Source organism: Devosia sp. Root635 (genome assembly GCF_001427605.1).
In the GTDB taxonomy this organism is placed as follows: Bacteria; Pseudomonadota; Alphaproteobacteria; order Rhizobiales; family Devosiaceae; genus Devosia.
The window spans coordinates 15,778-42,507 of the sequence record NZ_LMGZ01000003.1; the positions used below are offsets into that span (position 1 = coordinate 15,778).

Consider the following 26,730-nt stretch of genomic DNA (forward strand, 5'->3'; position numbering starts at 1 on the left):
AAACATAACCGGAGCCCCCAAATTGCCCCAGCGCATCGATCCCCGCATCAAGCTGCGGCACCTCACCTGCTTTCTCGAAGTGGCGCGGCTCAACAGTGTGGTCAATGCCGCCGAGGCGCTGCATGTCAGCCAGCCCGCGGTGTCCAAGACCATTCAGGAACTCGAACATCTGCTTGGCGGCAGCCTGTTCGATCGCAGCAAGCGCAACCTCTTTCTCACCCCCTTTGGCGAAACCTTCCATCGCTATGCCTCGACCAGCCTGGCCGCCCTGCGGCAGGGGCTCGACGTGGCGCGGGGCGCCCATGAGGCGGTCACCATCCGGGTCGGCGCCCTGCCCACCGTTTCGGCGCGCATCCTGCCCGGCGCGGTCGCGGGTTTCACCGCCCGCAGCCCCGGCATCCATACCCGCATCACCACCGGCCCCAACGATTACCTCCTGACCCTGCTGCGCACCGGGGACGTCGATTTCGTCATCGGCCGCATGGCCGAGCCCGACGCCATGGCGGGCCTTTCCTTCGAACATCTCTATTCCGAGCGTGTGGTGATGGCCGTCCGGCCAGGGCACCCGCTGCTGGGCGAGCGCCATTTCAACCTCACCATGATCGAGCGCCACCAGACGCTGATGCCGACGCCCAGTTCGCTGATCCGCCGGCTGGTCGATCGCATGCTGCTGACCCATGGCATCACCGATCTGCGCGACGAGGTGGAAACCGTTTCCGACGCTTTCGGCCGCGCCTATATAAGTCAGACCGACGCGGTGTGGATCATCTCGGAAGGCGTGGTGGCCAATGATGTCGCCGAGGGCCAGTTGGCCCTGCTGCCCGTCGATACCAGCGAAACCACCGGCCCGGTCGGCTTCACCACCCGCACCGACACCGCGCCAAGCCTGGCCGCCAGCAGCCTGATCCAGTCGGTCCGCGACGTGGCGGCCGGGGTGGGGTGATCTTGCCACGCACCACTGAACGTCATCCTCGGGCTTGACCCGAGGACACTTCACTTACCCAGCGCTCCGCAAGTACAGAGCCCTCGGGTCAAGCCCGAGGGTGACGATCCAGTTTAGGGGCACCACCCTACTCCCGCCGCCGAAACGCCGCCGGCGTCACCCCCAGCACCCGCTTCAGCACTCGGGTAAAGTAGGCCGGGTCCTCGTAGCCCAGCCCGGCGCCGATCTGCTTGATGGTGAGCGTGGAGAACAGCAATTGCCGCCGCGCCTCCAGCGCGATGCGGCGCTCGATCACGGTCAGCGCCGAAATGCCCAGCTCCTGCCGGCAGACGCGGTTGAGGTGGGTCGGGCTGATCCCCAGACCCTTGGCATAATCGGCAATGCGCCGCGTCTCGCGGAACCGCTGGTCCACCAGCCAGCGGAAGGCCGTGGCATGGAAGCGGGCGCGGGCGGCGCTGGGGTTGCGCGGCGCCGGCTGGTTGCGGCCGCGATGCAGCGCCACCTGCAGCAGGGTGATATGGGCGCGCATCGCCAGATCATGCCAGCCGCCCGGCCGGTCGGCTTCGGCCAGCAGCACATCCAGCACGCTGTTGACCTCGGCCGTGCCGCTGGTGATGACGCCGGCCGGCGGCGCTTCGAGCCCCTCGGCCACGTCGCGCTCCATCAGCGTCACCACCACGCCCTCGACATCGTCGCTGAACACATAACCATGCACGGCCAGCGCCGGCACCACGACGATGGCCGGAGGCTTGAGATCGAACTGTTCGCCATCCAGCGTCACGAAGGCCCAGCCGCCAGTCAGGCTCAGGATTTGGAAGAAGTGCTCATGCCGATGCGGAACGATGCGATAGCCATGCAGGCGACTGCGCGACTGGATGGTTTCCCAGTGCAGCCAATCATAGGGGCGGGTACTGTCCGCCTCCCCGTAAAGCGCATATGTCGGAACGCCATTCATGTTCGGATAGTGCAAGAGATTGCACCCCCTGTCCATTCACGCGAAGCCGTTATTGCGCATGCTACTGCTAACGTTAGGGGAACCAATTGCGCAGTCAGGTTGTCATTGTGGGAGCCGGTCCGGCCGGGCTGATGCTGGGCCGCCTGCTCGAACTGGCGGGTGTCGACGCCGTCATTCTCGAGCGCAAAAGTGCCGATTATGTGCTGGGCCGCATCCGGGCCGGCGTGCTCGAACAGGGCAGTATGGACCTGATGGACCGGGCGCAGGCGGGCCAGCGCATGCACCAGGAAGGCCTTATTCATCAAGGGGTTGAGCTCAGCTTCGATGGCGACGGCCAGCGCATCGATTTCGCGGCGCTGATCGGCCGCCATGTCATGGTCTATGGCCAGACCGAAGTGACGCGCGACCTGATGGTGGCGCGGCAGGCCACCACCATCTACGAGGCCGAGGATGTCGAATTGCACGATTTCGACGGCAACCCCTTCGTCACCTATCGTCAAGGCGGGTTAACGCATCGCATCGACTGTACCTTTATTGCCGGTTGCGACGGCTATCACGGGGTGGCTCGGCGCAGCGTTCCCGCCGCGGCGCTGACCACGTTCGAGCGGGTTTATCCCTTTGGCTGGCTTGGCGTTCTGGTCGATCGGCCACCGGTCGCCCACGAGCTGATCTATGCCCATCACGCGCGCGGTTTTGCCCTCTGCTCGCAGCGCTCGCCCACCCGCAGCCGCTACTACGTGCAGGTGCCGGCGGACGAAAAGGTGGAGGCCTGGTCCGACAGCCGTTTCTGGGACGAACTCCGCATCCGGCTCAACCCCGCCACCGCAGAAGCCTTGCAAACCGGGGCTTCCATCGAAAAATCCATCGCCCCCCTGCGCAGCTTTGTCGCCGAACCGCTGCGCTTCGGCCGCCTGTTTTTGGCCGGCGACGCGGCCCATATCGTGCCGCCGACCGGGGCCAAGGGCCTCAACCTCGCCATGAGCGACGTCGCCGCCCTGGCCGATGCGCTCATCGATTTTTTTGGCGAGCATTCGGTCGCCGGCATCGATGCCTATTCAGCTAAAGTCTTGTCGCGCATATGGAAAGCCGAGCGGTTCAGTTGGTGGATGACCAGCCTGCTCCACACTTTCCCCGAGACCGGCGCCTTCGGCCGCCGTATCCAGCGGGCCGAGTTCGACTATCTGGCCGGCTCGGTCGCCGCGCAGCAAAGCCTCGCCGAAAACTATACCGGCCTGCCAACCTAAGCATTTCAAATAAATGGGCTTTTCGCCCTCCCACCGAAATCCGGGGCCTCTGGCCACCGGAGCGACAGGCTTTTCTGCGCTTAAAAACCGGCCGCCCACCGGACTCGACTCCCTCATATATTTGATATATCACCGCCTCATATATTTGATATATCAGTTAAGGCGGAACGATGGGCAGCGCGGAAGAGGACAGTGCGGAACGCCGCCCGTTGAACCGGCGGCTGGCGCCGAATTCGGGCAATCCCGCAGCGCCGAACCGGGCACCCAGCGTGGCTTCGACCATCCATGCAAGGCTGCGCAGCGAGATCGTTTCGCTGGCGCGCAAGCCGGGCGAACCGCTCGCCGAAAAGGCCATCACCGAGGCCTATGGCGTCAGCCGCACGCCGGTCCGCGAAGCCATCCTGCGGCTGGCCGACGAGGGACTGGTGGATATCTTCCCGCGCTCGGGCACCTTCGTCGCCCGCATCCCCCAGCACGGCCTGTCCGAGGCCGTGGTGATCCGCATGGCGCTGGAGGAAAAGTCGGCGCGGCTGGCGGCCGAGCGGGCGACGCGCAGCCAGGTCATGGTGGTGCAGGCCATTGTCGAACAGCTCCGCGAAAGCCAGGCCGCCGGCGACCAGGCCGCCTTTCACGCCGCCGACGAACATTTCCACGCCACGCTGGCCGAAATGGCCGGATATCCCGGCATCTGGGCGCTGGTGCAGCAGGTCAAAATCCAGGTCGACCGCTATCGCCGGCTGACGCTGCCGCAGGAAGGCCGCATGCAGCGCGTCATCGAAGAGCATCAGGCGATCCTCGATGCCGTGGCGGCACATGATCCCGATCGCGCCGCGCTGCATATGAACGGGCATCTGGGCGCGCTGATCGCCAGCGTCGAGGATATCCGCCACGTCAATCCCGACTATTTCGCGGGAGGCGGCCATGGCGACTGACCGGCGGCCCGCACAACTCCTCATGGGGATGGGGATGCGGCCATGACGTACCAGCTCGATTTCACGAGCCTCGGCGCCTATTGGCCGCAATTCCTGGCTGGAGCGCTGACGACACTCCAATTCACCCTCTACGCCACCGCGCTGGGGCTGGTGATCGGCATTGTCGGCGCCATTGCTCGCGGCAGCCACGTCGGCTGGCTCCGTCTCGTCGCCGGGATCTATGTCGAAGTGGTGCGCAACACGCCCTTCCTCATCCAGATCTTCTTCCTGTTCTTCGGGCTCGCCTCGCTGGGCCTGCGCATGCCGATCTTCGTGGCGGCGGTGCTGGCCATGGTGATCAATGTGGGCGCCTATTCCACCGAAATCGTGCGCGCGGGCATCGAGTCGGTGCATCCGAGCCAGATCGAGGCGGCCGAGTCGCTGGGGCTGTCGCGCTTCCAAATCTACCGCGACATCATCCTCAAACCGGCGCTGGAGCGCGTCTATCCATCGCTCACCAGCCAGTTCACGCTGATGATGCTGATGAGTTCGGTGACCTCGCAGGTCTCGGCCGAGGAGCTGACCGGCGCGGCCAATAACATCCAGTCGGTCACCTTCCGCTCGATGGAGACCTACCTGATCGTCGGGCTGCTCTACCTGCTGCTGACTCTGCTGCTCAAAGCCGGATTCTGGGGGCTGGGCCAGGTCCTGTTCCCGCGCCGCCGGCGCCTCGGCACGGTTTTGTGAGGAACGAGCATGCCAACCGGATTCAACCTCAACTACCTGATCTACCTGTTCCAGGGCATGGGCTGGACGGTACTGCTGTCGCTGCTGGCCTTCGTGTTCGGCGGCCTGGGCGGGTTCCTCGTCATGCTGGCGCGCATCTCGCGCATCGAAGCGGTCCGCCGCATCGCCAATGTCTATATCCAGGTGGTGCAGGGCGTTCCCCTGCTCATCATCCTGTTCATCGTCTATTTCGGCCTTGGCATTCTCGGGGTCAGCATGCCCCCGCTAGTGGCTGCCGGCCTGGCGCTGATGATCTATTGCAGCGCCTTCCTCGGCGAAATCTGGCGCGGCTCGGTCGAGGCGGTGCCGCGCACGCAGACCGAAGCGGCCGAATGCCTGGCGCTCACCCGCTGGCAGGTGCTGCGCGACGTGGTGCTGCCGCAAGCCATCCGCATCGCCACGCCGCCTACGGTCGGGTTCCTGGTGCAGGTGCTCAAGAGCACGTCGCTGGTTTCGGTGATCGGCTTTGTCGAGCTGACGCGGGCCGCCCAGGTCATCAACAACACCATCTTTCAGCCCTTCGCGATCTTCGGCATCGCCGGGGTCATGTATTTCGCGCTCTGCTACCCGCTGTCGCTGTGGAGCCGCATCCTCGAGAGGAAGTTGAATGTCGGTCGCCGTTAAGCTCGAAGACGTCCACAAAAGCTTTGGTGCCGTCGAGGTGCTGAAGGGCGTTTCCTTCGAGGTCGCGCCGGGGGAAGTGGTGGCCATTATCGGCCGCTCCGGCTCGGGCAAGAGCACCGCGCTGCGCTGCATCAACCGGCTGGAAAAGGTCCAGTCCGGTGTGATCGAGGTCTGTGAGCGGCAGGTCAACGATGCCAAGCTCGACCTGCGTGCCCTGCGCCAGGACGTGGGCATCGTGTTCCAGAGCTACAACCTGTTCCCCCACCTCACCATCGCGGAAAACATCATGCTGGCACCGCGCCGGGTGAAGCATATCACCCGCGCCGCCGGTCGGGCGCTGGCGCTCGAAAAGCTGGCTCAGGTGGGGCTGGAAGAAAAGATCGACGCCTATCCCGAGCAGCTTTCAGGTGGACAGCAGCAGCGTGTCGCCATCGCCCGCTCGCTGGCCATGTCGCCGCGGGTCATGCTGTTCGACGAGGTCACCTCGGCGCTCGACCCCCATCTCACCGGCGAAGTGCTGCGGGTGATGGAGACCTTGGCCAAGGGCGGCATGACCATGATCGTGGTTACCCACGAGATGGGCTTCGCCCGCCGCGCCGCCGACCGCGTCATCTACATGCATATGGGGACGGTCTGGGAAAGCGGCTCGGCCGACATCCTCACCAACCCACAAACGCCGGAACTGCAGGACTTTCTGGCGAACGAGCTCTGAAAGCAGAGAACCGCCCCGAAGGGCGGCATTTACGGAGGAGGACTCAAATGAAACGCAGAACCCTGCTCGGCTTGGCGGCCGCGGCAATCATCGTGGCGGCGGCGCCGGCTTCGGCCGCGTCACTCGCCGAAATCCAGGCGGCTGGAAAAATCCGCATCGCCGTGGTGCCGGGCGTGCCGCTCTTCGCCTTTGTCGACGCCAATCTCAATCTCACCGGCTCGGATGTCGAGATTTCGCGCCTGATCGCCAAGGATCTGGGCGTCGAGATCGAATTCGTCGAAATCGCCAATGCGGCACGCGTGCCGACCATCCAGGCCGGAACGGCCGATATCCTGGTGGGGAACCTTGCCATCACGCCGCAACGCCAGGAAGTGATCGACTTCACGGTGCCCTATTCGACGCTCGACATCATCGTCGGCGCGCCGGAACGCTATGGCATTACCGGCTATGAATCGCTGGAAGGCCAGCGCGTCGGGGTGACCCGCGCCACGGTCAACGATACGCTCATCACCGAACATTCCCCGAATGCCGAGCAGGTTCGCTTCGAGGACGATGCCACGCTGATCACGGCGCTCGCTTCCAAGCAGCTCGACATCGTCTCCACCCAGGGCGCGGTGCTTGCCGCTATCAACGAGCGGCGGGCCGACGATCCGCTGGAGGTCAGCTTCGTGCAGCAGTCGCTCGACCTGGGCATTGCCCTGCCCAAGGGCCAGCCGGAACTGCTGGCCTGGCTCAATGACTGGGTGAAGAAAAACTTCGCCGACGGCACGCTGCCCAAGCTGTTCGAGAGCTTCCACGGACGCGAGCTGCCGGCCGACCTGGTCGACCGCGTCCACTAAGGGCCGAAATCCCGGCGGTCGCGGCGCATCGTCGTCGCGGCCGCTTGTTCTAGACCTTGTAGATGCGCTCGGCATTGCGGTGCAGCAGGCTGGCCTGCTCGTCCGGGCTGGCGCCCCCGATGATCTCGCGCGTTGCGGCAACCCAATCGGTGAGGGTGCCGCCTGTGGTGGTGGCGACCGGGTGATCGCTACCCCAGACGACGCGATCCCAGCCGAAACTTTCGATCATATGCTCGACATAGGGGCGCAGCGTTGCGGCCGTCCAGCCGGGGTCGCAGTGGTTGACCAGGCCCGAAACCTTGCCGACCACATTGGGATTGCGGGCGATTTCGGTGATCGAGGCACGCCAGGGATCGACCCCCTGCCCGTTGATATCGGGATTGCCGCAATGGTCGAGGATGAAGGTGACATCAGGCGCCCGCTGCGCCAACGCCACGCCGAGGTGGAGCTGGTCGGCGCGCAGGCAGAGATCGAAGCTCAGGTCATAGTCCGGCAGGTGGCGGATGTTCTCGATGAACAGGTCGGACTGGCTGAGGTCGTCGGGGGATTCGTGGAGGATGCGGCGGACGCCCTTGACGTGGGGGTGTTCGCTCAACTGTTCGATCTGGTCGACGAAATTCATGTGCTCGGGCCGGCAGGCGGCGATGGCGCCGGCAATGCGCGGCAGGCCGAGCACGAATTCGGTCTCGCCCAAAATGTCGGGTTCGGCGACATCGACTTCCATGTGGAGCGCGGATTCGATGCCCAGCGGCACGGCCTCGGCGAAGTAGGATTCGAGGCTCCAGGGTCTGTTGATTTTCGGAGCGTTGCCCAGCCAGGGATAGCGGAAGCGGTCGGGGTAGATCAGGTGCAGGTGGGTATCGAGGATGCGCATAGGTTCTCTGGGCTCCGTGCCACGCCCTCGTGGTTCGAGGCTCGTGAAGAACTCGCACCTCACCATGAGGGCTACTGTAAACTCAATTCCTTCAGTAGCCCTCATGGTGAGGCGGGGGCGTAGCGACCCTCGAACCACGAGGGCGTGGCACCTAGTCTGTCGACCTTTGCGTGACCTCTTTGCCCGCCTGTTGCAGCAGTTTCAGCACGGTGGGCATGTCGGGGGCGTCGAGCTTGTCGAGGCGCTGGGTATAGGGGCAGGTGAGGACGGCGATGACGGTGCCGAGCGGGCCGAAGATCGGCACGGTGAGGTTGGAAACCCCGGCAACCTGGGCGCTGGGCATCATTTCATAGCCCTGTTCGCGCACGCTTTCGAGCCTTGCCTCCAGACCCTTGGGCATTTTTTCAGGGCTGCCCATATCCTGCTCTTCAAGCATCAGCACGCGTTCCTCGGGGGTGGAAAAGGCCAGGAAAACATGGCCTGAGCCGGTATTGACCAGGCCAATGCGGCTGCCGACGCGGATCGAGACATTCCAGTAGCCGGGGCCATCGACCTGGGCGATGACGACCAGGATATTGCGATCCTGCACCACCATGTGCACGGCCTGTTCGGCGCGCAAGGCGAAGTGGCGCAGCACCGGCATGGCCTGGCTGACCATGCGGTGCAGAGGCGGCCTGGCATGGCCCAGTTCGAACAGCTTTAGCGTGATTTCATAGCGGTCTTCGGGGGTGCGGCGGACATAGTCGCGGCGCACCAGCCGGTCGAGCATGCGGTAAATCTCGTTGGGGGACCGCTCCAGCGCCTTGGCGATTTCGGCCTGACTCAGGCCATCGGCGGTGCGGGCCAGCAGCTCGAGAATGTCGAGACCCTTGTCCAGCGCCGGGGCGCGATAGCGGTCGTTGGGGTCCTCTGTCATGCGCCTCCTCAAGTGCCCTATTGCTAACAGACTGTTAGCATCGAGTGTCACCAATCGCGGGTTTTGTCTCCGCCGCAACTGACATGTTAGCCCTTGCCACGTCGCTTCATTTATGAATAGATTGTTTGCAGGCGCATCGCAAGAATGCGCAGGAGGACAATCCAGCATGCTGACCCCAGCCCCGACAGCAGTGTCGTCGAGCGCCGATGCGGCCTCGATTCCGCTTGTCGACATGGTGGGTATCGACAAGTCCTTTCCCGGCGTCCGCGCGCTGTCGCAGGCCCGGTTCGAACTCAAGGCCGGTGAAGTCCACGCCCTGATGGGCGAAAACGGCGCCGGCAAGTCGACGCTGATGAAAATCCTGTCGGGGGTCTATTCCCGCGATGCCGGCAGTATAAGGCTCAACGGCCAGCCCGTGGATATCGTATCGCCGCGCCAGGCGCAGGATATGGGCATCGGCATCATCCATCAGGAACTAGCGCTGATGCGCGACCTGACGGCGGCGCAGAACATCTTCATCGGCCGCGAGCCGCGCCGTTTCGGCCTGCTCGATGAAGGTGCGCTGAACCGCGCGGCGCAGGCCATTTTCGACTCGATGAATTTGCGGCTGAGCCCCACCGTGCTGGTGGAGAGCCTGACCATTGCCAAGCAGCAGATGGTCGAGATCGCCAAGGCGCTCTCCTATCGCTCGCGCGTGCTGATCATGGACGAGCCGACGGCGGCGCTGAACGATGCCGAGATCGCCGAGTTGTTCACCATCATTAACCGGCTGAAGGCCGAGGGCGTTGGCATTGTCTACATCTCCCACAAGATGGACGAGATCAAGCGTATCTCGGACCGAGTCACGGTGATGCGGGACGGCGAATATGTCGGCACCGTGCCGGCCGCCGATACGCCGATCGAAACCATCATCTCGATGATGGTGGGGCGCACGCTGACCAATGAAGCGCTCGATATTCCCAATACGGCCGCCAATCCGGTGGCGCTCGACGTGCGCGGGCTTAATCGCGGCCGCGAGATCCGCGATGTGAGCTTTTCTGTGCGCAAGGGCGAAATCCTCGGTCTGGCCGGGCTGATGGGCGCCGGACGGACGGAAGTGGCCCGCGCCATTTTCGGCGCCGATCCGCGCGACAGCGGCGACATCTGGGTCAATGGCAGCAGGGTCGGCATATCCTCGCCCACGGACGCGGTGCGGGCGGGGATCGGCTATCTCAGCGAAGACCGAAAGCATTTCGGGCTCGCGACCGGGCTCGACGTGCGCAACAATATCGCGCTGGCCAGCCTCGAACGTTTTGTCGGGCCTGGCGGCGTCATCAATGACGGGGCCATGCATGAGACGGCGGAGAAATATATCCGCCAGCTAACCATCAAGACCCCCAGCGATACGCAGGAAGCGAGGCTGCTCTCCGGTGGCAACCAGCAGAAGGTGGTCATCGCCAAATGGCTGCTGCGCGACTGCGATATCCTGATTTTCGACGAGCCGACACGCGGCATCGATGTCGGGGCCAAGGCGGAAATCTACAAGCTGCTCAATGCACTGGCCGAGCAAGGGCGGGCGATCATCGTGATTTCGTCGGAACTGCCGGAGATCTTGCGGCTCAGCCATCGCATCGCGGTGATGTGCGAAGGCAGGCTGACCGGGACGCTGCCGGGCGGAACGAGCCAGGAAGAGATCATGCGGCTGGCGACGTTGCGCGAGGCGGCGATGGCGGTGCGGCATGCTGGGTAGCCGTTGCTCACATGATTTTGCGCTCTTGCGCACCCTCCCCCTTGAGGGGAGGGCTGGGGAGGGGGTGGTTCGGTGGGTCACCGATGGACCCCCACCCCCGACCCCTCCCCTCAAGGGGGAGGGGAGGCCGACTGATGCGCCGGAGGACACTCATGACTGACACAACAGCAACTCCTGCCAAGTCCGGCATTCGTATTTCCGGCGCTTTCCATCGGCTGCTCGCCTTTTCCGGGCTGATTGCGCTGGTGGTGGTGTTTTCCCTCGCCTCGCCGAACTTCATGCAGACGCAGAATGTGCTGGCCATCCTGCAGGCGACCTCGGTCAACGGCGTGCTGGCCATTGCCGCGACGCTGGTTATCATTACCGGCGGCATCGATCTCAGCGTGGGTACGCTGATGACCTTCTGCGCGGTGATAACCGGCGTGGTGCTGACCAATCTGTGCATGCCGCTGCCGCTGGGCATCCTGGCCTCGATCCTGGCTGGCTCCTTTTGCGGGCTGATCTCGGGCGTCATCATTGCCAAGCTCAAGGTGCCGCCCTTCATCGCCACGCTGGGCATGATGCTGATCCTCAAGGGTCTGTCGCTGGTCATTTCGGGCACCAAGCCGATCTATTTCAACGACACGCCCGGCTTCGACCAGATCGCCCGCGGTTCGCTGGTGGAGGCGATCCTACCCGCCGTGCCGCTGCCCAATGGCGTGCTGATCCTGTTTGCCGTCGCCATCTTCGCCGCCTTCGTGCTGAGCAAGACGGCTTTGGGCCGCTACACCTTCGCGCTGGGCAGCAATGAGGAAGCGGTGCGCCTGTCTGGCGTCAATGTCGATCGCTGGAAGATCGCGGTCTATGCGCTGGCCGGCTCCATCTGCGGCGTCGCCGGCCTGCTCATCGCCAGCCGCCTCAATTCGGCGCAGCCGGCGCTCGGACAGGGCTACGAGCTCGACGCCATCGCGGCGGTGGTCATCGGCGGCACGTCGCTTTCGGGCGGGCGCGGCACCGTGCTCGGCACGCTGATTGGCGCGCTCATCATTTCCGTGCTGGCCAATGGCCTGCGCATCCTTTCGGTGGCCCAGGAATGGCAGACGGTCGTGACCGGCTCGATCATCATCCTGGCCGTCTATGCCGATATCCTGCGGCGCCGCACACTTTAGGCGCCGACGATCCCTGTGCCCTCACGGCACCAACAAGAGGCCGGCAAGGCCCATGCGACACGAATTCAACTCAACGGGAGGATTTCCATGCTCACCAGACGTACCCTGCTCGGCGCCATCAGCGCCATCGCTCTCCTGACCGCCGGCGGCGCTGCCTCGGCCCAGGAGGCCTATGACATTGCCCTGATCTCCAAGGGCTTCCAGCACCAGTTCTGGCAGGCCGTGAAGGCCGGTGCCGACCAGGCTGCCGCCGATCTCGGCGTGACCGTGACCTTCGAAGGTCCGGAAAGCGAGACCCAGGTCGACCGCCAGATGGACATGCTGGCTGCCGCCCTGTCGCGCGGCCCCGACGCCATCGGCTTCGCGGCGCTCGACAGCCAGGCTGCAACCCCGCTGCTGCAGCAGGCCAAGGATGCCGGCATTCCGGTCATCGCCTTCGACTCCGGCGTCGACAGCGACATTCCGCTGACCACGGCGACCACCGACAACGTGGCTGCTGCCGCGCTGGCGGCCGACGTGATGGCCGAGCTGATCGGCGGCGAAGGCAAGGTCGCCGTGGTGGCCCATGACCAGACCAGCCGCACCGGCATCGACCGGGTCGACGGCTTCGTCAACCGCATCAAGGAAGCCTATCCCAACATCGAAGTGGTGACCGTGCAGTATGGCGGCGGCGACCAGTTGCAGTCGACCGAAATCACCAAGTCGATCCTGCTGGCCAATCCAGACCTCAAGGGCATTTTCGGCGCCAATGAAGGCTCGGCCATCGGTGTTGCCAATGGCAAGACCGAATTGGGCAGCGATGTCGTGGTCATCGGCTTCGATTCGGGCGCGGCGCAGAAGGGCATGGTCGAGAGCGGCGTGATGGCCGGCGCCATCACCCAGAACCCGGTCGGCATCGGCTACCAGACCGTGCAGGCCGCCGTGAGCGCGCTCAAGGGCGAGAGCCTGCCCCCGATCATCGATACCGGGTTCTATTACTACGATGCCAGCAACATGAACGACCCGGAAATCGCGGCCGTGCTGTACGATTGAGACCAATATGGGCGTGGCAGGAGATTGCCACGCCCACCGAACGGCTCCTCCCCCTTGACGGGGGAGGTTGGGAGGGGGTGTTGAGAGCCCCGATATCCGGGCCAACACCCCCCACCCTTGATCCCTCCCCGCAAGGGGGAGGGAGACGACTGCGAACTTCAGGATTATTCAGTATGGCCGACCTCACCAGCAAAATCGTCCTTATCACCGCCGCCGCGCAGGGCATAGGCCGGGCTTCGGTGGAGGCCTTTGTCACGGCGGGCGCGACGGTGATCGCCACCGATATCAATGCGGCCAAGCTGGCTGAACTCGATGGCGTGGCAGGCGTCACGACGCGCATTCTCGACGTGCTGTCGGCCGAGGCGGTGAACGCGGCCGTGGCCGAGATCGGTCATATCGACGTGTTGTTCAACTGCGCCGGGGTGGTGCATTCGGGCACGGTACTGGAGATGAGCGACACGGACATGGACTTCGCGCTCGACCTCAATGTGCGGGCGCAAATCCGCACTATCCAGGCGGTGCTGCCGCAGATGCTCGAGCGCAAGGATGGCTGCATCATCAACATGGCGACGGTGGCGTCGTCGGTGAAGGGTGTGCCCAACCGGGCGGCCTATACGATTTCCAAGGCAGCGGTGATCGGGCTGACCAAGTCCATAGCGGCCGACTTTACGACGCAGGGCATTCGCGTGAATGCCATTGCGCCGGGCACGGTGGATTCGCCGAGCCTGCATGAGCGCTGGCATGCCACGGGGGATTTCGAGGGGGCGAAAAAGGCCTTTATCGCGCGCCAGCCCATCGGGCGCATCGCGCGGCCGGAGGAGGTGGCGGACCTGGCGGTCTATCTCGCCGGCGCGACCTATACGACGGGGCAGGTGCACATCATCGACGGGGGCTGGACGGCCTGATTTCAGGACGCAAGGCGCATGGCATTGGCTGCCGCCATCACCCGATTCCGGCCGGCGGCCTTGGCGGCATAGAGCTGCCGATCGGCTTCATTGAGGATATCATGCAGGCTTTCGCTGCTCGCGAGATAGCTGGCGACCCCAAGGCTGACGGTGACGGCCGGCGGCGTGCGGTGTTCGAATGCCAGGGCCGCGACGGTCCTGCGCAGGACTTCGGCGGTTGCTACAGCGTCGGCGCCTTCAGTGCCGCGCAGCAGGGCCACGAATTCCTCGCCGCCGAACCGCGCGAAGCAATCGCTGCTTCTCAGGGCGGCCTTGCAAGCCTGCGCCACATCGCAGAGCACATCGTCGCCGACGATATGGCCGTGGTTGTCGTTGATGGTCTTGAAGTGATCGATATCGATCATGACCACGGCAAAGGGCGCATCGCCCGCCCTGGTGCTGGCAAAGGCCAATTCGGCCTGGGCCATGAAGGAGCGACGATTGGAGACGCCCGTCAGCGCATCAGTTTCGGCGGCCAGCGTCAGCGCGGTCTGGGCCGCGTTGAGCTTGTAGACCATCGAAATCGCCACCAGCGACAGGCCCGGCGCGCTGACCAGCGGCGAGGCCACGGCAACAATCATGTTGTACCAGAAATAGGCCCGGGAATCGGGCATCAACAGCATAACCGCGGCGGTACAGAGCACCGAGACCGTGGTCGCGATCATGGTGCTCAGGGTCAGCGAGCGCACGAGGCCCATCCTCAGCAACCAAGAATAATAGCGCCGATAGGTCTGGTCGATAATCTTGTCCGTCACGTTCCGTCCCCGTCGTCCACTCCGGTTCGGCCCATATTGCCATAGCCAGGGCTCTGTACCGTTAACCGGAATGCTTAACGCATCCCCCCTCGCATTTTTCAGTTCAGCCGAGTTTGCCATGACCAGGATCACCTCCCTCAAGACCCACGATCTCCGCTTCCCGACCTCGGCTTCGCTGGATGGTTCGGACGCGATGAATCCCGATCCCGACTACTCGGCGGCCTATGTGATCCTCGGCACTGACGGGGCGCATGAAGGGCATGGGCTGACCTTCACCATCGGCCGCGGCAATGAAGTGGTCGTGGCGGCGATCAAGGCACTGGAAAGCCGCGTGGTGGGGCTGGAGCTGGACTGGATCGCGGCCGACCCCGGCCGGTTCTGGCGGCATGTAACGGGCGATAGCCAGTTGCGCTGGATCGGGCCGGACAAAGGGGCGATGCACCTGGCGACCGGGGCGGTGGTCAATGCGGTGTGGGACCTGCTGGGCAAGGAGGCGGGCAAGCCGGTGTGGCAGCTGGTGGCGGATATGACACCCGAGCAGCTCGTTTCCATCGTCGATTTCCGCTATCTCACCGATGCCATCACGCCGGAGGAAGCGCTGGCTATTTTCCGCAAGGCCGAGGCCGGCAAGGCGGATCGTATCGCGACGCTCAAGGCCGAGGGCTATCAATGCTACACCACCTCAGCGGGGTGGTTGGGCTATTCCAACGAGAAGCTGACGCGGCTGGCCCAGGAGGCGGTGGAACAGGGCTTCCGGCATATCAAGATGAAGGTGGGGCGCGATCTCGACGACGATATCCGCCGGCTCGAAATCGTGCGCGAGATCATGGGATCGGATCGCCTGCTGATGATCGACGCCAACCAGGTGTGGGAGGTCGATCAGGCGATCGACTGGGTCAAGGCGCTGTCGCGGTTCAACCCCTATTTCATCGAGGAGCCGACCAGCCCGGACGATGTTTCGGGGCACAGGGCGATCCGCGCGGCCATCGCGCCGATCAAAGTGGCGACCGGCGAGATGTGCCAGAACCGCATCCTGTTCAAGCAGTTCATCAAGGATGGGGCGATCGACATCGTGCAGATCGACGCCTGCCGGATCGGGGGCCTGAACGAGGTGTTGAGCGTGCTGCTGATGGCGGCCAAGTATGGCCTGCCGGTGTGGCCGCATGCCGGGGGCGTAGGCCTCTGCGAATATGTGCAGCATCTCTCGATGATCGACTACCTGGTGGTGTCGGGGACCAAGGAAGGCCGGGTGATCGAATATGTCGATCACCTGCACGAGCATTTCGTGGAGCCCTGCGACATTCGCAATGCCGCCTATATGCCGCCCAAGCTGCCGGGCTTCTCCATCCAGATGAAGCCGGAGTCGATCCGCGAGAACACGTTCCGCGCCTGACGGCTATTCCGCCATGGCGTGGGCGCGTTCGATGGCCAGTTGTTCCCTGGTCTTGGCGGGCGCGTTCTTTTCCTTCCTGGGGCCGCGCAGCAGCAGGATCAGCGGAATGGAGCCGAGGCTGAGCAGCATCATCAGCCGGAAGTCATCGAGATAGGCCAGGATGGCCGATTGCTGCGTCACCAGCCCGTTGACCATCGAGATAACCTGGGGGCTGCCGGTGAGCAGGCCGGGCATCTGCGTGGCTACACTGGCCGACGTCGCGGTCAGCCGCTCGGCCAGTTCGGCGTGATTGACCTGCATCATGCTCGACAGCACGGCCACGACCAGCGAGATGCCGATGCCCTGGCCGAGATTGCGGACCAGGCTGAAAACCGATGTGGCATCGGCCCGCAGATGCGGCGCGATGGTGGCAAAGGCCATGCTGGACAGCGGCACGAAGATGAAGCCCATGCCGAAGCCCTGCAAGGCACCGGTGACGATGATGGGCATATAGTCCATCTGCAGATTGAACCCTGTCATCATCCACAGCGACCAGGTCATCAGCACTGCGCCGAACAGCATCATGATGCGCGCATCCACCTTGCCGCTGAGCCGACCGACCACCATCATCGAGAGCATGGTGGCCACGCCGCGCGGCGCCATCAGCAGGCCGGTGAAGATCACCGAATAGCCCATGAGGTTCTGCAGCAGCGGCGGCAGCAGCGCCAGGCCGGAGAACAGGGTGATGCCGACGACCAGCATGAACAGGGATGCCAGGTTGAAGTTGAAATCCTTGAATATGCGCAGGTCGATGAATGGCGCATCGCCGGTCAGGCTGTGGACCAGGAACACCCAGATGCCGGCGATGACCAGGCCAAGCTCGATCCAGGTCTCGGGGGAATCGAACCAGCCATTGCCGGCGCCGCGGTCGAGCATCATCTGCAGCGCGCCAATGCCCAGCGCCAGCATGCCGAAGCCGAAGAAATCGAAGCGCCGGCGCTTGATCGGGGTGGCCGGCATATAGAGCACCAGCATGGTCACGGCCAGGATGCCGACGGGGACATTGACCAGGAACACCCAGCGCCAGTCGAAGCTCTCGGTCAGCCAGCCGCCCAGGGTCGGCCCGATGATCGGCGCCACCATGATGCCCATGCCGTAGATCGCCATGGCCTGGCCGATCTTCTCCTTGGGATTGATCGACAGCAGAACCGTCTGCGCCAGCGGCGCGATCATGGCGCCGCACAGGCCCTGCAGCACGCGAAACAGCACCATTTCGGGCAGGCTGGTGGCAATGCCGCACAGGGCCGAGGCGATGGTGAAGCCGATGACCGCAAAGATGAACAGCCGCCGCTGGCCGAGCCGGTCGCTCATCCAGCCGGTCAGCGGCGTCGCAATGGCGGCGGCGACGATATAGAAGGTCAGGACCCAGTTGATCTCGTCCTGCGCCGCACCCAGCGACGAGGCCATATGCGGCAGGGCCACATTGGCAATCGTGGTGTCGAGCACCTGCATGATGGTGCCCAGCATCAGCGCCAGGGTGAGCAGGCCCTTGTTCCTGACGATGAGGGCTGGCTGGGAAACGGCTTCGGCCATGATGGTTACTTGCCCTGGAGCTTGTCGAGCGTGGACCGGCCGGTATCGACGCTGACCAGCGCGCTCATGCCCGACCGCAACGGGGCCTCGGAGGCCGCAAAATCGATGCGCACGGGAATGCGCTGCACGACCTTGACCCAGTTGCCGGTGGCATTCTGCGCCGGGATCAACGAGAATTCCGAGCCGGTGGCGGCGCCGATGCTCGACACGGTGCCCGCGATGGCGATGCCCGGCATGGCGTCGATGGTGACCTCGGCCGGCATGCCGATGCGGATGGCGCCGAGCTGGGTTTCCTTGAAATTGGCCTCGACCCAGGTGTCGCTGGTTTCGACCAGGCTGGCAATGGTGGTGCCGGTGGCGACGAACTGACCGACATTGAGGCTGGCGACCTGGCTGAGCACGCCATCGGCGGGAGCGGCGACTTCGGTCTTGCCGAGATTGCGTTCAGCCAAAGCCACCTGCGCCAACGCAGCCTGCACCGCCGGGTGGTCGTCGGTGGCAATGAGGGGATCGCCACCCAGCGCCGCGGCGGCGGCCGCGACCTGCTGGCCGGCGGTGGCAACGGCGTTCTGCGCCGTCTGCAAGGACAGCTTGGGCTGGTCGAGCGTGGCGGTGGAGGCAATGCCCTGGGTCACCAGGCTATTCTGGCGATCAAAGGTGGCCTGTTGGATTTCGAGGGTGCTGCTGGCGGAGGACAGCGCGGTCTGGGCGGTGGCGTAGCTCACCTTGAGCTGCTCGACATTGACGCGGGCCGATCCGAGCGCCGCATTGGCCTGGTCGAGGGCGATGCGATAGGGCTCGGCATCGATGGCGAACAGCACGTCGCCGGCATGCACCATCTGGTTCTCGGCAGCATTGACGGTGGCGATGCGGCCGGCAATATCGGATGAAATCGAGACCTTGACCTGCTGCAGATAGGCGTTGTCGGTTTCCTCGTAGCGACCGCCCGTCAGGTAGAAATAGCCCCCGCCCGCAGCCAGCAGCAGCGGAATCGCCACCATCAGCAGGACCCGGCGGCTGCGACGCTTGCGGGGCGGCGCCGCCGGTTCGGCGGGCGCAACCACGTCGATCGCAACCTCTGCCGGAGCGGGGACAGTCGAGCCGGGCTTGGGTTCGGAAACATGGGTATTCATCAGGCGGGATCCTTCTGCTCGGCAGGCAGGCCGTTGAGATTGTTGCGAATGGCTGTGAGACCATGGACCAGCGCCGCCAGCTCGGTGGCGCTCATGCCCTGGACGGCGGAGGCGTAGAGTTCGACCCCGACGGCCTTGGCCGTGTCGAACAGGGCGCGGCCATCGCCGCTCAATTGGACGACCTTGGCGCGGCTATCGGCGGGATCCTGTTCCCGCCGGACCAGACCGCGTTTTTCGAGACGGTCGAGAATGCCGCTGACGGTCATGGGGTCGGCGTCGATGGCGGCTGCCAGCGCGACCTGCGATATGCCGCCCCTGCGGGCAAGCTCGGCCAGCGCCCGCCATTGCGGCAAGGTGAGATCGTGGCGGCGCGCCTCTTCCTCGAAGCGGCGGCGAAAGGTTCGGGCCACCTCATAGATCAGGTAACCTACCGAAGTTTCAGGAGAATTCGACAGATTCATGGGCACGCAGCTCCAAAAGACCGTCTACATATAATAAGCAGGCTTACAATATATAGCGTTTTCTTTTGCGCATCGGGCATTCGCTTCGCGCATGCGTGCCGCACCGGATCATTCCCGCCAGAGCCGCTTCAATTTCCACCGCGTCATTCCCGCGCAGGCGGGAATGACCTGACTGCGGCAGGGGAATCGAATGACGATTGGCGCTAAGCGCCCGCAGGCGGTTTCCGCTTGCGGATCGCCTTTGACATGTTGCGCATGGAGCGCCCCAGAAATGCCTGCCGCTCGCTTTCCTCGGTCAGGTTGGCGCTGCGCAGGCGCAGGATATCCTTGCGGGCGATCAGCCCGACCAGCACATGGGTCACCGGATCGACCACAGGGATGCGGCCAAGATCGGCGGCTATCATCAGGTCGGTGACCCGTCCCACCAGATCGTCGGGATGGGCGACGGTGACCGAGGCATCCGAGACCAGATCGTAGAGCGTCTGACCGGCATGATCGGCTTCCGTGCGCCAACGCAGGGCATCGGCGCGCGACACCATGCCGACCGGCACCCCGCCGGGCAGCACCACCGGATAGGAGCGGTGGGCGTGTTCGGGCTGGCCGAAAAAGGCGGTGGCCTCGTTGATCGGCATCTCGGCCGGCAAGGTGTCGACGGCCTTGACCATGATCTCGAAGGCCCGCGTCAGTTCGAAGGGATCGGTGCCGTATTCGCGGGTGATGTGCCGACCCCGCCGGGCGATCTTTTCGGTCAGGATCGAGCGGCGCAAGGCCAGCACGGTGAAGGCGTAGGCGGCGACCGTGGTGGTGAATAGCGGGATCAGCAGATGCACATTGCCGGTTAGTTCGATGATGAACAGGGTGCTGGTCAGCGGCGCGCGCATGGTGCCGCCCATCATGCCGCCCATGCCCAACAGCGCCCATAGCGCCGGATCGCCCGGCAGCACCAGCCCCACGAGATAGCCCAGCGTGCCGCCGAGGATCAGCAGCGGCGCCAGCACGCCGCCCGAGGTGCCCGAGGCCAGGGCCACCAGCCAGATCACGCCCTTGACCAGGAGGATCGCAACGACGGCCTGGACCATCATCTGGCCCGAGACGAGGCCGGCAATGACATCGTAACCGACACCCAGCGCCCGCGGCTCGATCAGCCCGCCAAGCCCCACTGCAAGCCCGCCGATGGCCGGCCACCACATCCAGTGGATCGGCAGCCGCTCGAAGGCGTCCTCGAGCTTGTAGAGCAGATTGGTCAGCAGCCCCGATTGCAGGCCCGACAGAATTCCCATGCCGGCACAGAGCAGCAGCCCCCACCAGGGCAGATCAAAGCCGATCTGGCTGGGAAACAGCGGAGCCGCATCGAACATCAGGGGACGCCAGCTCATCGAGACCATGGCGGCCACGGCCACCGGAATGAAGCTGCGGGGCTTCCATTCGAACAGCAGCAGCTCCACCGCCAGCAGCACCGCCGCCATGGGCGTGCCGAAAATCGCGGTCATGCCGGCTGCGGCGCCGGCGACCAGCAGCGTCTTGCGTTCGGCCGCGCTCAGATGGAACAGTTGCGCAAATAGCGACCCTATGGCGCCGCCGGTCATGATGATGGGGCCTTCGGCGCCGAACGGACCGCCGCTGCCGATCGAAATGGCGGAAGACAGCGGCTTGAGCACCGCCACCTTGGGCGACATCAGGCTGCCCCCGATCAGGATCGCCTCGATAGCTTCGGGAATGCCGTGGCCCCGGATTTTCTCGGAGCCGAACCGCGCCATCAGCCCGATCACCAGCCCGCCGCAGACCGGCGCAAGCACCATCCAGGGCGAGCGCGCCACAGTTCCCATATCGAGCGGCACCAGGCTGAACCTGCCCAACCAGATCAGGTTGGACACCAGAGCGATCAGATCCACCAGCAGCCACGCCGCCACGGCCGCCGCGGTGCCGATGACCACCGCCATGCCGATCAACAGCAGAACCCGCTTGTCGGTCGTGAAATCGGCCAGCCCGCGAGGTGCGGCTGCACCATGCCCGGATGCGCCGGTTCGGGTGGCTGTGGCGCGGTCCTGCATGTAACGTCCTTGCTGCGGCGGCCCAAAGGGGCGGAAATGATGCGTGCCGATTATATCGTATTACGATATAATACAATCCCGCTCAGGAGGAGCAGCCCAGTTTGAGTGAGAACCAGCCCGAGCGACTGAGCCAGGCCGATTATGAGGTTCTGGCCAATTTCAGATTTGCGCTGCGGCAGTTTACCGCCTTCAGCACCCGCGCCGCGCAGGCGGCCGGCCTGCCGCCCCAGCAACATCAGGCGCTCTTGGCGATCAAGGGCCATGCCGAAGCGGAAGCGATGACCATCGGCGTGCTGGCCGAACGGCTGCTTATCGCTCCGCAAACCGCAACCGAACTGGTCAACCGGCTGGCCGAGGCTGGCCTCGCCGAGCGCGTAGCCGATCCCCACGACCGCCGGCGCCACGCCCTGGCGCTTTCGGCAAAGGCCGAGGCCCTGCTCAATTCCATGACCCTGGTCCATCTGCGCGAATTGCAGCAGTTGGCACCCAGCCTGGTGGAACTGCTGCAGGTGCTCGACCGCGCCGATTGAGGGCAGCGGTTGAGGCACGGCCGGTCAATCCAGCGAGGCAACCGCCCCCAGACCGCCCGAACGGTAGGCTTGCAGGGCGCGGAACGTCTGCGGGCCAAGCTGACCGTCGATCCGTCCGGCAAACAGCCGCAGGTTTTGCAGCCGTTCCTGCACAAGGCCGATCGTGTCGGAGCCAAACAGAACGTCGCCACCCTCAAGCGCCGTCAGCGCCTTGCCGGAATCCGCCGCGATGGCGCGAAGCAGGTATTCGGCGGCGCGCGCCGGGTCGCGCTGACCAAACCGATCCGTCTCGAAGAAGAGCGCGGCATTGAAGTGGCCCTCGGCGTAGCCGCGATCGCTGGCCAGGGCGAAATAGAGCTGGGCATCTTCCACCGGCAGGCCGATGCCATTGACCGCCAATACGCCGAGGTTGAAGGCCGCCTGCCGCGAGCCGGCCTCCGACGCCGTCGTCAGCAATTGGATTGCCCTGTCCACGTCGGGCGACGCCTGCGACATCAGCATTCGGGCCAGATTGACGGCGGCGTCGGCCGCCCCCGCCGCCGCGGCCTGTTCGTAATAGCCAATCGCCCGGGCGCTGTCCTGCTGCAGGCCGGCGCCACCGGTTTCATACAGAGCGCCAAGGGTGGTGAGCGCACGGACATTGCCGGCATCCGCCGCCTGCCGGAACAGCTCCAGACCTTCCTCGGGCCGATTGCCAAGCACCAGCGCCCGGCCGAGCATGGCGGTATATTTGTGCAGATCGGGAAAGTCTTCATGCGCCTCGCGGCAGGAGGCGATGGCCTCTGCCGCATTGGCTTGCAGGCGACCGGATGGCACTCCGCCGAAGGCCGGGGTCGCGTCATTGGGATGCGTGGTCAGCCGCTCGCAGTCGAATGCGGCGGACTGGCTGGCATCGGTGGGGTCGGCCAGGATATCGACGAGTTCACGGGCCTCCTCGGCGTGATTGCCGTTCGGATAGCGTTCCAGGTAGCTTTCGAGCAAGGGCCGCCAGCGGCTGGTACTGGCCAATTGCCAGAGATTGTCCTCTACCTCGAGCGATCGCACATCGACCGCGTCACGCACCGGCAGGCCCACCGAGAGGGCGGCGAGAAGCTGGTCGGCCTCGGCGACATGCACACCATCGGGGAAGCGGTCCAGATAGGTGCGGACCAGGCTCGGGTCGTTGAGGCTGGAGGCCAGGCGCCACATCTGGGTTTCGGGGGTGAGCGCCGATTGTTCGCCCGGCACAAGCACGATCTCGCGCGTCAGCGATGAATTGTCCCACGGCACCTGGCTGCCGGTCGCAGCGATTACGTCCTGGCGCACGGCCAGCATGACGTCGGAAATATTGCGCCCGGGAACACCCGCATTGGCCAGAAAGGCTCCACTGAACGGACTGTTGCGCCCTGCCCCATCGGCGGCGAGGTTGTCGGGCAGTGCCGCCAGGGCGACGAACTGATTGCGGGAGACGGGAATGCGGGCCAGGCCATCGGCGCCGCCGGTGGGGTTCTCCTGACAGGCATCGATGAAGATCAGCAGGGCTCCCTCGATGTCCGAGGTCGACGTCGTCAGGGCATCGAGCGGGACGCTGTTGTTGATCACATCCTCATGGGAGGTGTAGACGGCGTCCACCGGCGACAGGTAGTTGCGCAATTCCACCTGCATGCCGTGGCCGGCATAGTAGAACAGCGCCACATCGGCAGCGTGGGCATCCTCGCCGAAGGTCTCCATCGCCGCAGCCATTCCCGCCCGGTCCATGTCGAGATGCAGCGTCACCTCGAAACCGAAGCCGCGCAGGGCGCGCGCGACATCCTCGGCATCGTTCACCGGATTGGCGAGATCGGGAATGCGGTCGCTCTGGTACTGCGAATTGCCGATGACCAGCGCAATACGCTTCTCGACCGGGTCTTGTGCCCAGGCGAGCTGGACGCAGGCCAGCGCCATGACCAACAGGACAACAAGCCGCCTCATCATGCGGGTCAGTCGATCATATCTCCACCGCCCCGACCAGCGCGAGGTCGAGCGTTTCGAGCGCATTGGCCATCACAGTTCCGTGCTGAACCAGCAGCGCCTCGGTCTCCGGCTCGACGGCGCGGACCAGTTCGGTCTGGGCGCGGACGAAGTCGACCAGATCGCCAACAGCGGCGCGGGCCTCGGCAACCGTGTTGGCGCTGCGCATGCGCTGCACCGTCTGGCGAATGACCGAAACAGTCGCCTGCAACTCGGGTGGCAACTGGATCAGCGGGTCATCGATCGCATTGCCGAAGCTTTCCAGCGCATTGCTGGCGCAACTGATATAGGCGCCCGAATCGCCGCCCTGGCTGAGTTGAAGCTGGCACTGCTCGAGCTCGTTCTCGAAGGCATCGGCGCGCTGCTGCAAGACCTGCAGCGAAAGCTGGGCGCTATCCTGGGTGACTTCGGCATTGGCAAGGCCGCCGATGTCGTCATCCGAAGAGTCCACGACGGGGGGTGGCGGCGGGGGCGGAATGACGGCCTGGGTCGCGGGCGCCACGGTGAAAACGCCGTTCACATAGGTAACGGTGTAATTGCCCAGGCGCGGGCCCGCGGCGCCGCTTGGCGTGATGGCATAGGTGCCCAAATCGGCCCCGGACGGGGCGCCCGCACTGGCGAGAAGCAGCGAGTCGATCGTGTCGCTGCCGACCAGGCCCGTCGCGACATATTCGGTTCCGTTGAAGGTGTAGGTGGTTCCGAAGGGCTTGTTGAGGTTGCTCGCCGCAATGGTCAGCGGGGCGGGCAGCACGGTGAAGTCGCCATCGTTGTAGACGAAGTCGTAGCCGATCAGCGAGGTCGCCGCATGGGGGCGAAGCGCATCCACATAGACCCCGACATCGGGGAATACGGTATAGAGGGCATAAGGTCCGCTGAGATTGCCCACGATCTGCTCCAGCGTGTCGCCGTTGACCGCGCCGGTATAGGTCGTCGTCAGCAAGCCCTCCAGATAAAGGGGATCGCCGTAGATGTTGGTCCCGTTGGGGCTGGTAATGGTCAGGGTCGGGCGTTGGGCGTAAATCCATACATCGCCCGTGCCGGGAATGGTCGGCGGGGGATCGTCGGCAAAGGTGCGGCCGTAAAGGTTGGTACCGCCGATGCCGCCCTTTATCGTGTCGGTCCAGTTGTCGGTGTAGATCAGCAGCCGGCCGGCTGCGTCGAGGGCCGTGGTCGACCCGGACGCGTTGACGAATGCCGGGGTCGCCAGATAGAGATCGCCGCCGCTCTGGATGCTCGTACCCGGACCCAGCACAAGCGCGCCCCCGACGGTGAGCCGCATATTGCCGGCCGATGACGCCTCGACGGCAAAATCGAGCGGGGCCGGGACAAGGGCGCCATCGGAAATCCCGCCGGGCGCGGTCACCTCAAGTTCGCTTCCCGAGACGACACGCAGGCGCGCCGTGGGCCCGACGCTGTCGCCGATGATCTGGTTGCCAACCGTCACGGTCAGGCCGCCGGCACCGCCGGAGATGACGGTGGGATTACCGATGGCGATTCTGAGATCGCGGCCGGCCTGCAGCACAAGCCCACCACCAGCAATGTCGACGCTGGCAATGCCGGGGCCGGCGTCCCCATCGAGGACAATGTCGCGCACGGCGTCGAGCGTGAGGGTCGTTGCCTGCAACCACTCGATCGGGGTCTGTACGAAGATGTCGCCATTGTCGGACCCGGTGCTGCCCAGGGTGGTTATGGTGACGTTGCTCAGCGCCAGTTGATCGAGCAGATCGCCGACATAGATATCGGACGTGCCGGTTGGCGCCGTATAGGTGCCCGTGAGCGGGTCATAGGTCGTGGTCGTGGTGGTATCGACGTCCGCTATGGTGATGTCGGAGGGATCGAGCAGCAATTCGCCATATCGGCCGCTCTCGGCCCCAAGATCGGCCAGTCCGCGATAGCTCAGCACCCCACTGCTCGACACTTCGGCCATGCCGCCGCCGCCCTGACCGGCGCCGCGGGCGCTGATGGATCCCTCAAAGCCGGTGAAGACATCGGACCACAACACCACGGTTCCGCCATCGCCATCGCCTATCGCGTCGGCGGTGATGGCACTGGCGTCATCCACGAAGAGCAGGCCGGCATGGGGAAGCACGCCGCCGCCCTGGAAATCGCCGCCAATGCGGATCGAGCCGCCGCCATCGGCGCCGCTGGCATCGATGCTGGCCCCGAGCAATTCGATGGTACCACCGGTGACGGTGACATTGCCGCCGAGCGCGGCCGGACGCGGCTGCGGAACTGGCGGTGGGACCGGATCGGCAGCACTGACATCCAGGCGGCCGGTGACGGTAACCCTGCCCCCGCCGCCACCCAGGGTGATATTGCCGGAGACACCACTGACGGTGCGCGCTTCGACCAGGCCGCCGAGATTGACCACGCGCCGCGCCGCATCCTGCGCAGCCGCGGCGCTGATCGCCACCGCACCGCCATTGGCGCTGATGGTGCCGCTATTGCTGATCAGCGCGTCGCTGCCGCCATCGTCGGAGGGCAAGGCCACCTGCAGGAAGCCATCGCTGCTGAAATCCAGCGTGACCCGCTCGGCCGCACCGAGCCCGATCTTGCCGAGCGGCGCGGCAATGGTGCCGCTATTGTCGACGCGCCCGCCGATCAGCGCGGCATAGCCACCGGGCAAGATGTCGATGCGCCCCGCATTGGAGACACCGGCCGAGCTGCCGTCGCCGGCAAAGACATTGCGACCGGCCAGGAAGTCCTGGTCGGTGATACCGAGGGTGGAGCCAACGAAGCCGCCGACGCTGACCGTGCCCGACTGGGTAATGCCGATGCCGTTGGGATTGACGATGAATACCTGGCCGTTGGCCCCCAGGTGGCCGGCAATGCTGGTACCGGCCGAACCGGTCACGCGGTTGAGGATGGCCGACCGGCCATCGGGCTGGGCGAAGGTGACCGAGCCACCCGCGCCGATCGAAAAGCTCTGCCAGTTGACGATGGCGGTCGGCGTGGACTGATTGATCGTCATGCTGCCGGCGGCCGGCGTGGCGACACTCACCGAGCCGGCAGCAACGGAGGCGCCGCTGGGCAATTCCTGGGCCATTGCCGCCGACGACAGCGCCGTGCCGGCGAGGAAGAAGAGCTTGAGGCTGGTCCGTGGCAAGCGCATTTAACTGTCCTATCAAGGCAGCCGGTCGCCCCGTGGAGACCGGGCAAAACACCTACAAACCATGCGCGGCCTTGAAA

23 protein-coding genes are annotated in these 26,730 nt (G+C 64.8%); 13 read left to right on the forward strand and 10 right to left on the reverse strand.

Annotated elements, in window-relative coordinates; genetic code table 11:
* Positions 1-22 precede the first annotated feature (22 nt).
* Positions 23-943, forward strand: a complete 921-nt coding sequence (pcaQ, locus tag ASD80_RS02760) for a pca operon transcription factor PcaQ (protein WP_244488922.1) — start codon at positions 23-25, stop codon at positions 941-943.
* A gap of 127 nt (positions 944-1,070) precedes the next feature.
* Here the strand turns inward: pcaQ and ASD80_RS02765 are convergent, their stop codons facing one another.
* Positions 1,071-1,913, reverse strand: coding sequence for a helix-turn-helix domain-containing protein (locus tag ASD80_RS02765; RefSeq protein WP_244488923.1), 843 nt, complete (start codon positions 1,911-1,913; stop codon positions 1,071-1,073).
* Between the two features lie 71 nt (positions 1,914-1,984).
* Between ASD80_RS02765 and pobA the strand changes: the two genes are divergently transcribed.
* The 6 genes from pobA (at position 1,985) to ASD80_RS02795 (ending at position 7,014) form a co-directional block, all read left to right on the forward strand.
* On the forward strand, positions 1,985-3,142 hold the full coding sequence (pobA, locus tag ASD80_RS02770) for a 4-hydroxybenzoate 3-monooxygenase (RefSeq protein WP_056228641.1): 1,158 nt from the start codon (positions 1,985-1,987) through the stop codon (positions 3,140-3,142).
* Between the two features lie 170 nt (positions 3,143-3,312).
* On the forward strand, positions 3,313-4,074 hold the full coding sequence (locus ASD80_RS02775; RefSeq protein WP_082555009.1) for a GntR family transcriptional regulator: 762 nt from the start codon (positions 3,313-3,315) through the stop codon (positions 4,072-4,074).
* A 42-nt stretch (positions 4,075-4,116) separates the two neighbouring features.
* Complete coding sequence (locus ASD80_RS02780; RefSeq protein ID WP_056228644.1) at positions 4,117-4,800, forward strand: amino acid ABC transporter permease; 684 nt, start codon at positions 4,117-4,119, stop codon at positions 4,798-4,800.
* Positions 4,801-4,809: 9 nt separating this feature from the next.
* Positions 4,810-5,463 carry an amino acid ABC transporter permease gene (locus ASD80_RS02785; RefSeq protein ID WP_056228646.1) on the forward strand — a complete coding sequence of 218 codons (654 nt, stop codon included), beginning with the start codon at positions 4,810-4,812 and terminating at the stop codon, positions 5,461-5,463.
* Complete coding sequence (locus tag ASD80_RS02790; RefSeq protein ID WP_056228649.1) at positions 5,447-6,175, forward strand: amino acid ABC transporter ATP-binding protein; 729 nt, start codon at positions 5,447-5,449, stop codon at positions 6,173-6,175. Before ASD80_RS02785 ends, ASD80_RS02790 begins: the two co-directional genes overlap by 17 nt.
* A 47-nt stretch (positions 6,176-6,222) precedes the next feature.
* Positions 6,223-7,014, forward strand: a complete 792-nt coding sequence (locus ASD80_RS02795) for a transporter substrate-binding domain-containing protein (RefSeq protein ID WP_056228653.1) — start codon at positions 6,223-6,225, stop codon at positions 7,012-7,014.
* 49 nt (positions 7,015-7,063) lie between these two features.
* Here the strand turns inward: ASD80_RS02795 and ASD80_RS02800 are convergent, their stop codons facing one another.
* On the reverse strand, positions 7,064-7,888 hold the full coding sequence (locus tag ASD80_RS02800) for an amidohydrolase family protein (protein WP_056228654.1): 825 nt from the start codon (positions 7,886-7,888) through the stop codon (positions 7,064-7,066).
* 151 nt (positions 7,889-8,039) lie between these two features.
* A complete protein-coding gene (locus ASD80_RS02805; RefSeq protein WP_056228657.1) occupies positions 8,040-8,804 on the reverse strand; it encodes an IclR family transcriptional regulator in 765 nt (254 codons plus the stop codon).
* Positions 8,805-8,970: 166 nt separating this feature from the next.
* On the opposite strand from ASD80_RS02805, the gene ASD80_RS02810 reads away from it, so the two are divergent.
* The 4 genes from ASD80_RS02810 (at position 8,971) to ASD80_RS02825 (ending at position 13,618) form a co-directional block, all read left to right on the forward strand.
* The gene (locus ASD80_RS02810; RefSeq protein WP_210168424.1) at positions 8,971-10,533 is read left to right on the forward strand and encodes a sugar ABC transporter ATP-binding protein; all 1,563 of its coding nucleotides are present in this window, start codon (positions 8,971-8,973) and stop codon (positions 10,531-10,533) included.
* 152 nt (positions 10,534-10,685) lie between these two features.
* Positions 10,686-11,681 (forward strand): ABC transporter permease, encoded by a 996-nt coding sequence (locus tag ASD80_RS02815; RefSeq protein WP_056228660.1) that lies wholly within the window; start codon positions 10,686-10,688, stop codon positions 11,679-11,681.
* 87 nt (positions 11,682-11,768) lie between these two features.
* Positions 11,769-12,713, forward strand: a complete 945-nt coding sequence (locus tag ASD80_RS02820) for an ABC transporter substrate-binding protein (protein ID WP_056228663.1) — start codon at positions 11,769-11,771, stop codon at positions 12,711-12,713.
* Positions 12,714-12,886: 173 nt separating this feature from the next.
* Positions 12,887-13,618, forward strand: a complete 732-nt coding sequence (locus ASD80_RS02825) for an SDR family oxidoreductase (protein WP_056228665.1) — start codon at positions 12,887-12,889, stop codon at positions 13,616-13,618.
* Between the two features lie 2 nt (positions 13,619-13,620).
* Here the strand turns inward: ASD80_RS02825 and ASD80_RS02830 are convergent, their stop codons facing one another.
* Entirely contained in the window at positions 13,621-14,412 is a 792-nt protein-coding gene (locus ASD80_RS02830) for a GGDEF domain-containing protein (protein ID WP_056228669.1), read from the reverse strand.
* A gap of 118 nt (positions 14,413-14,530) precedes the next feature.
* Here ASD80_RS02830 and ASD80_RS02835 point away from each other — a divergent pair, with 118 nt between their 5' ends.
* Positions 14,531-15,805 (forward strand): L-fuconate dehydratase, encoded by a 1,275-nt coding sequence (locus tag ASD80_RS02835; protein ID WP_056228672.1) that lies wholly within the window; start codon positions 14,531-14,533, stop codon positions 15,803-15,805.
* 3 nt (positions 15,806-15,808) lie between these two features.
* Here the strand turns inward: ASD80_RS02835 and ASD80_RS02840 are convergent, their stop codons facing one another.
* The 4 genes from ASD80_RS02840 to ASD80_RS02855 form a co-directional block, all read right to left on the reverse strand.
* Positions 15,809-17,377 (reverse strand): DHA2 family efflux MFS transporter permease subunit, encoded by a 1,569-nt coding sequence (locus ASD80_RS02840; RefSeq protein WP_056228675.1) that lies wholly within the window; start codon positions 17,375-17,377, stop codon positions 15,809-15,811.
* Positions 17,378-17,382: 5 nt separating this feature from the next.
* Positions 17,383-18,510, reverse strand: a complete 1,128-nt coding sequence (locus tag ASD80_RS02845) for an HlyD family secretion protein (RefSeq protein WP_056228677.1) — start codon at positions 18,508-18,510, stop codon at positions 17,383-17,385.
* Positions 18,510-18,971 (reverse strand): MarR family winged helix-turn-helix transcriptional regulator, encoded by a 462-nt coding sequence (locus tag ASD80_RS02850; RefSeq protein WP_056228680.1) that lies wholly within the window; start codon positions 18,969-18,971, stop codon positions 18,510-18,512. The genes ASD80_RS02845 and ASD80_RS02850 overlap by 1 nt, the downstream gene beginning before the upstream one ends.
* 203 nt (positions 18,972-19,174) lie before the next feature.
* Positions 19,175-21,022: a chloride channel protein gene (locus ASD80_RS02855; RefSeq protein WP_056228683.1), complete on the reverse strand. Its 1,848-nt coding sequence runs from the start codon at positions 21,020-21,022 to the stop codon at positions 19,175-19,177.
* A 101-nt stretch (positions 21,023-21,123) separates the two neighbouring features.
* On the opposite strand from ASD80_RS02855, the gene ASD80_RS02860 reads away from it, so the two are divergent.
* The gene (locus ASD80_RS02860) at positions 21,124-21,552 is read left to right on the forward strand and encodes a MarR family winged helix-turn-helix transcriptional regulator (RefSeq protein WP_056228684.1); all 429 of its coding nucleotides are present in this window, start codon (positions 21,124-21,126) and stop codon (positions 21,550-21,552) included.
* A 24-nt stretch (positions 21,553-21,576) separates the two neighbouring features.
* On the opposite strand, the gene ASD80_RS02865 is transcribed toward ASD80_RS02860, so the two are convergent.
* Together ASD80_RS02865 and ASD80_RS02870 are read right to left on the reverse strand one after the other, a co-directional pair.
* A complete protein-coding gene (locus ASD80_RS02865) occupies positions 21,577-23,502 on the reverse strand; it encodes a caspase family protein (RefSeq protein ID WP_162247304.1) in 1,926 nt (641 codons plus the stop codon).
* Positions 23,503-23,518: 16 nt separating this feature from the next.
* Complete coding sequence (locus ASD80_RS02870; protein ID WP_056228690.1) at positions 23,519-26,653, reverse strand: filamentous hemagglutinin N-terminal domain-containing protein; 3,135 nt, start codon at positions 26,651-26,653, stop codon at positions 23,519-23,521.
* Between the last annotated feature and the right edge of the window lie 77 nt (positions 26,654-26,730).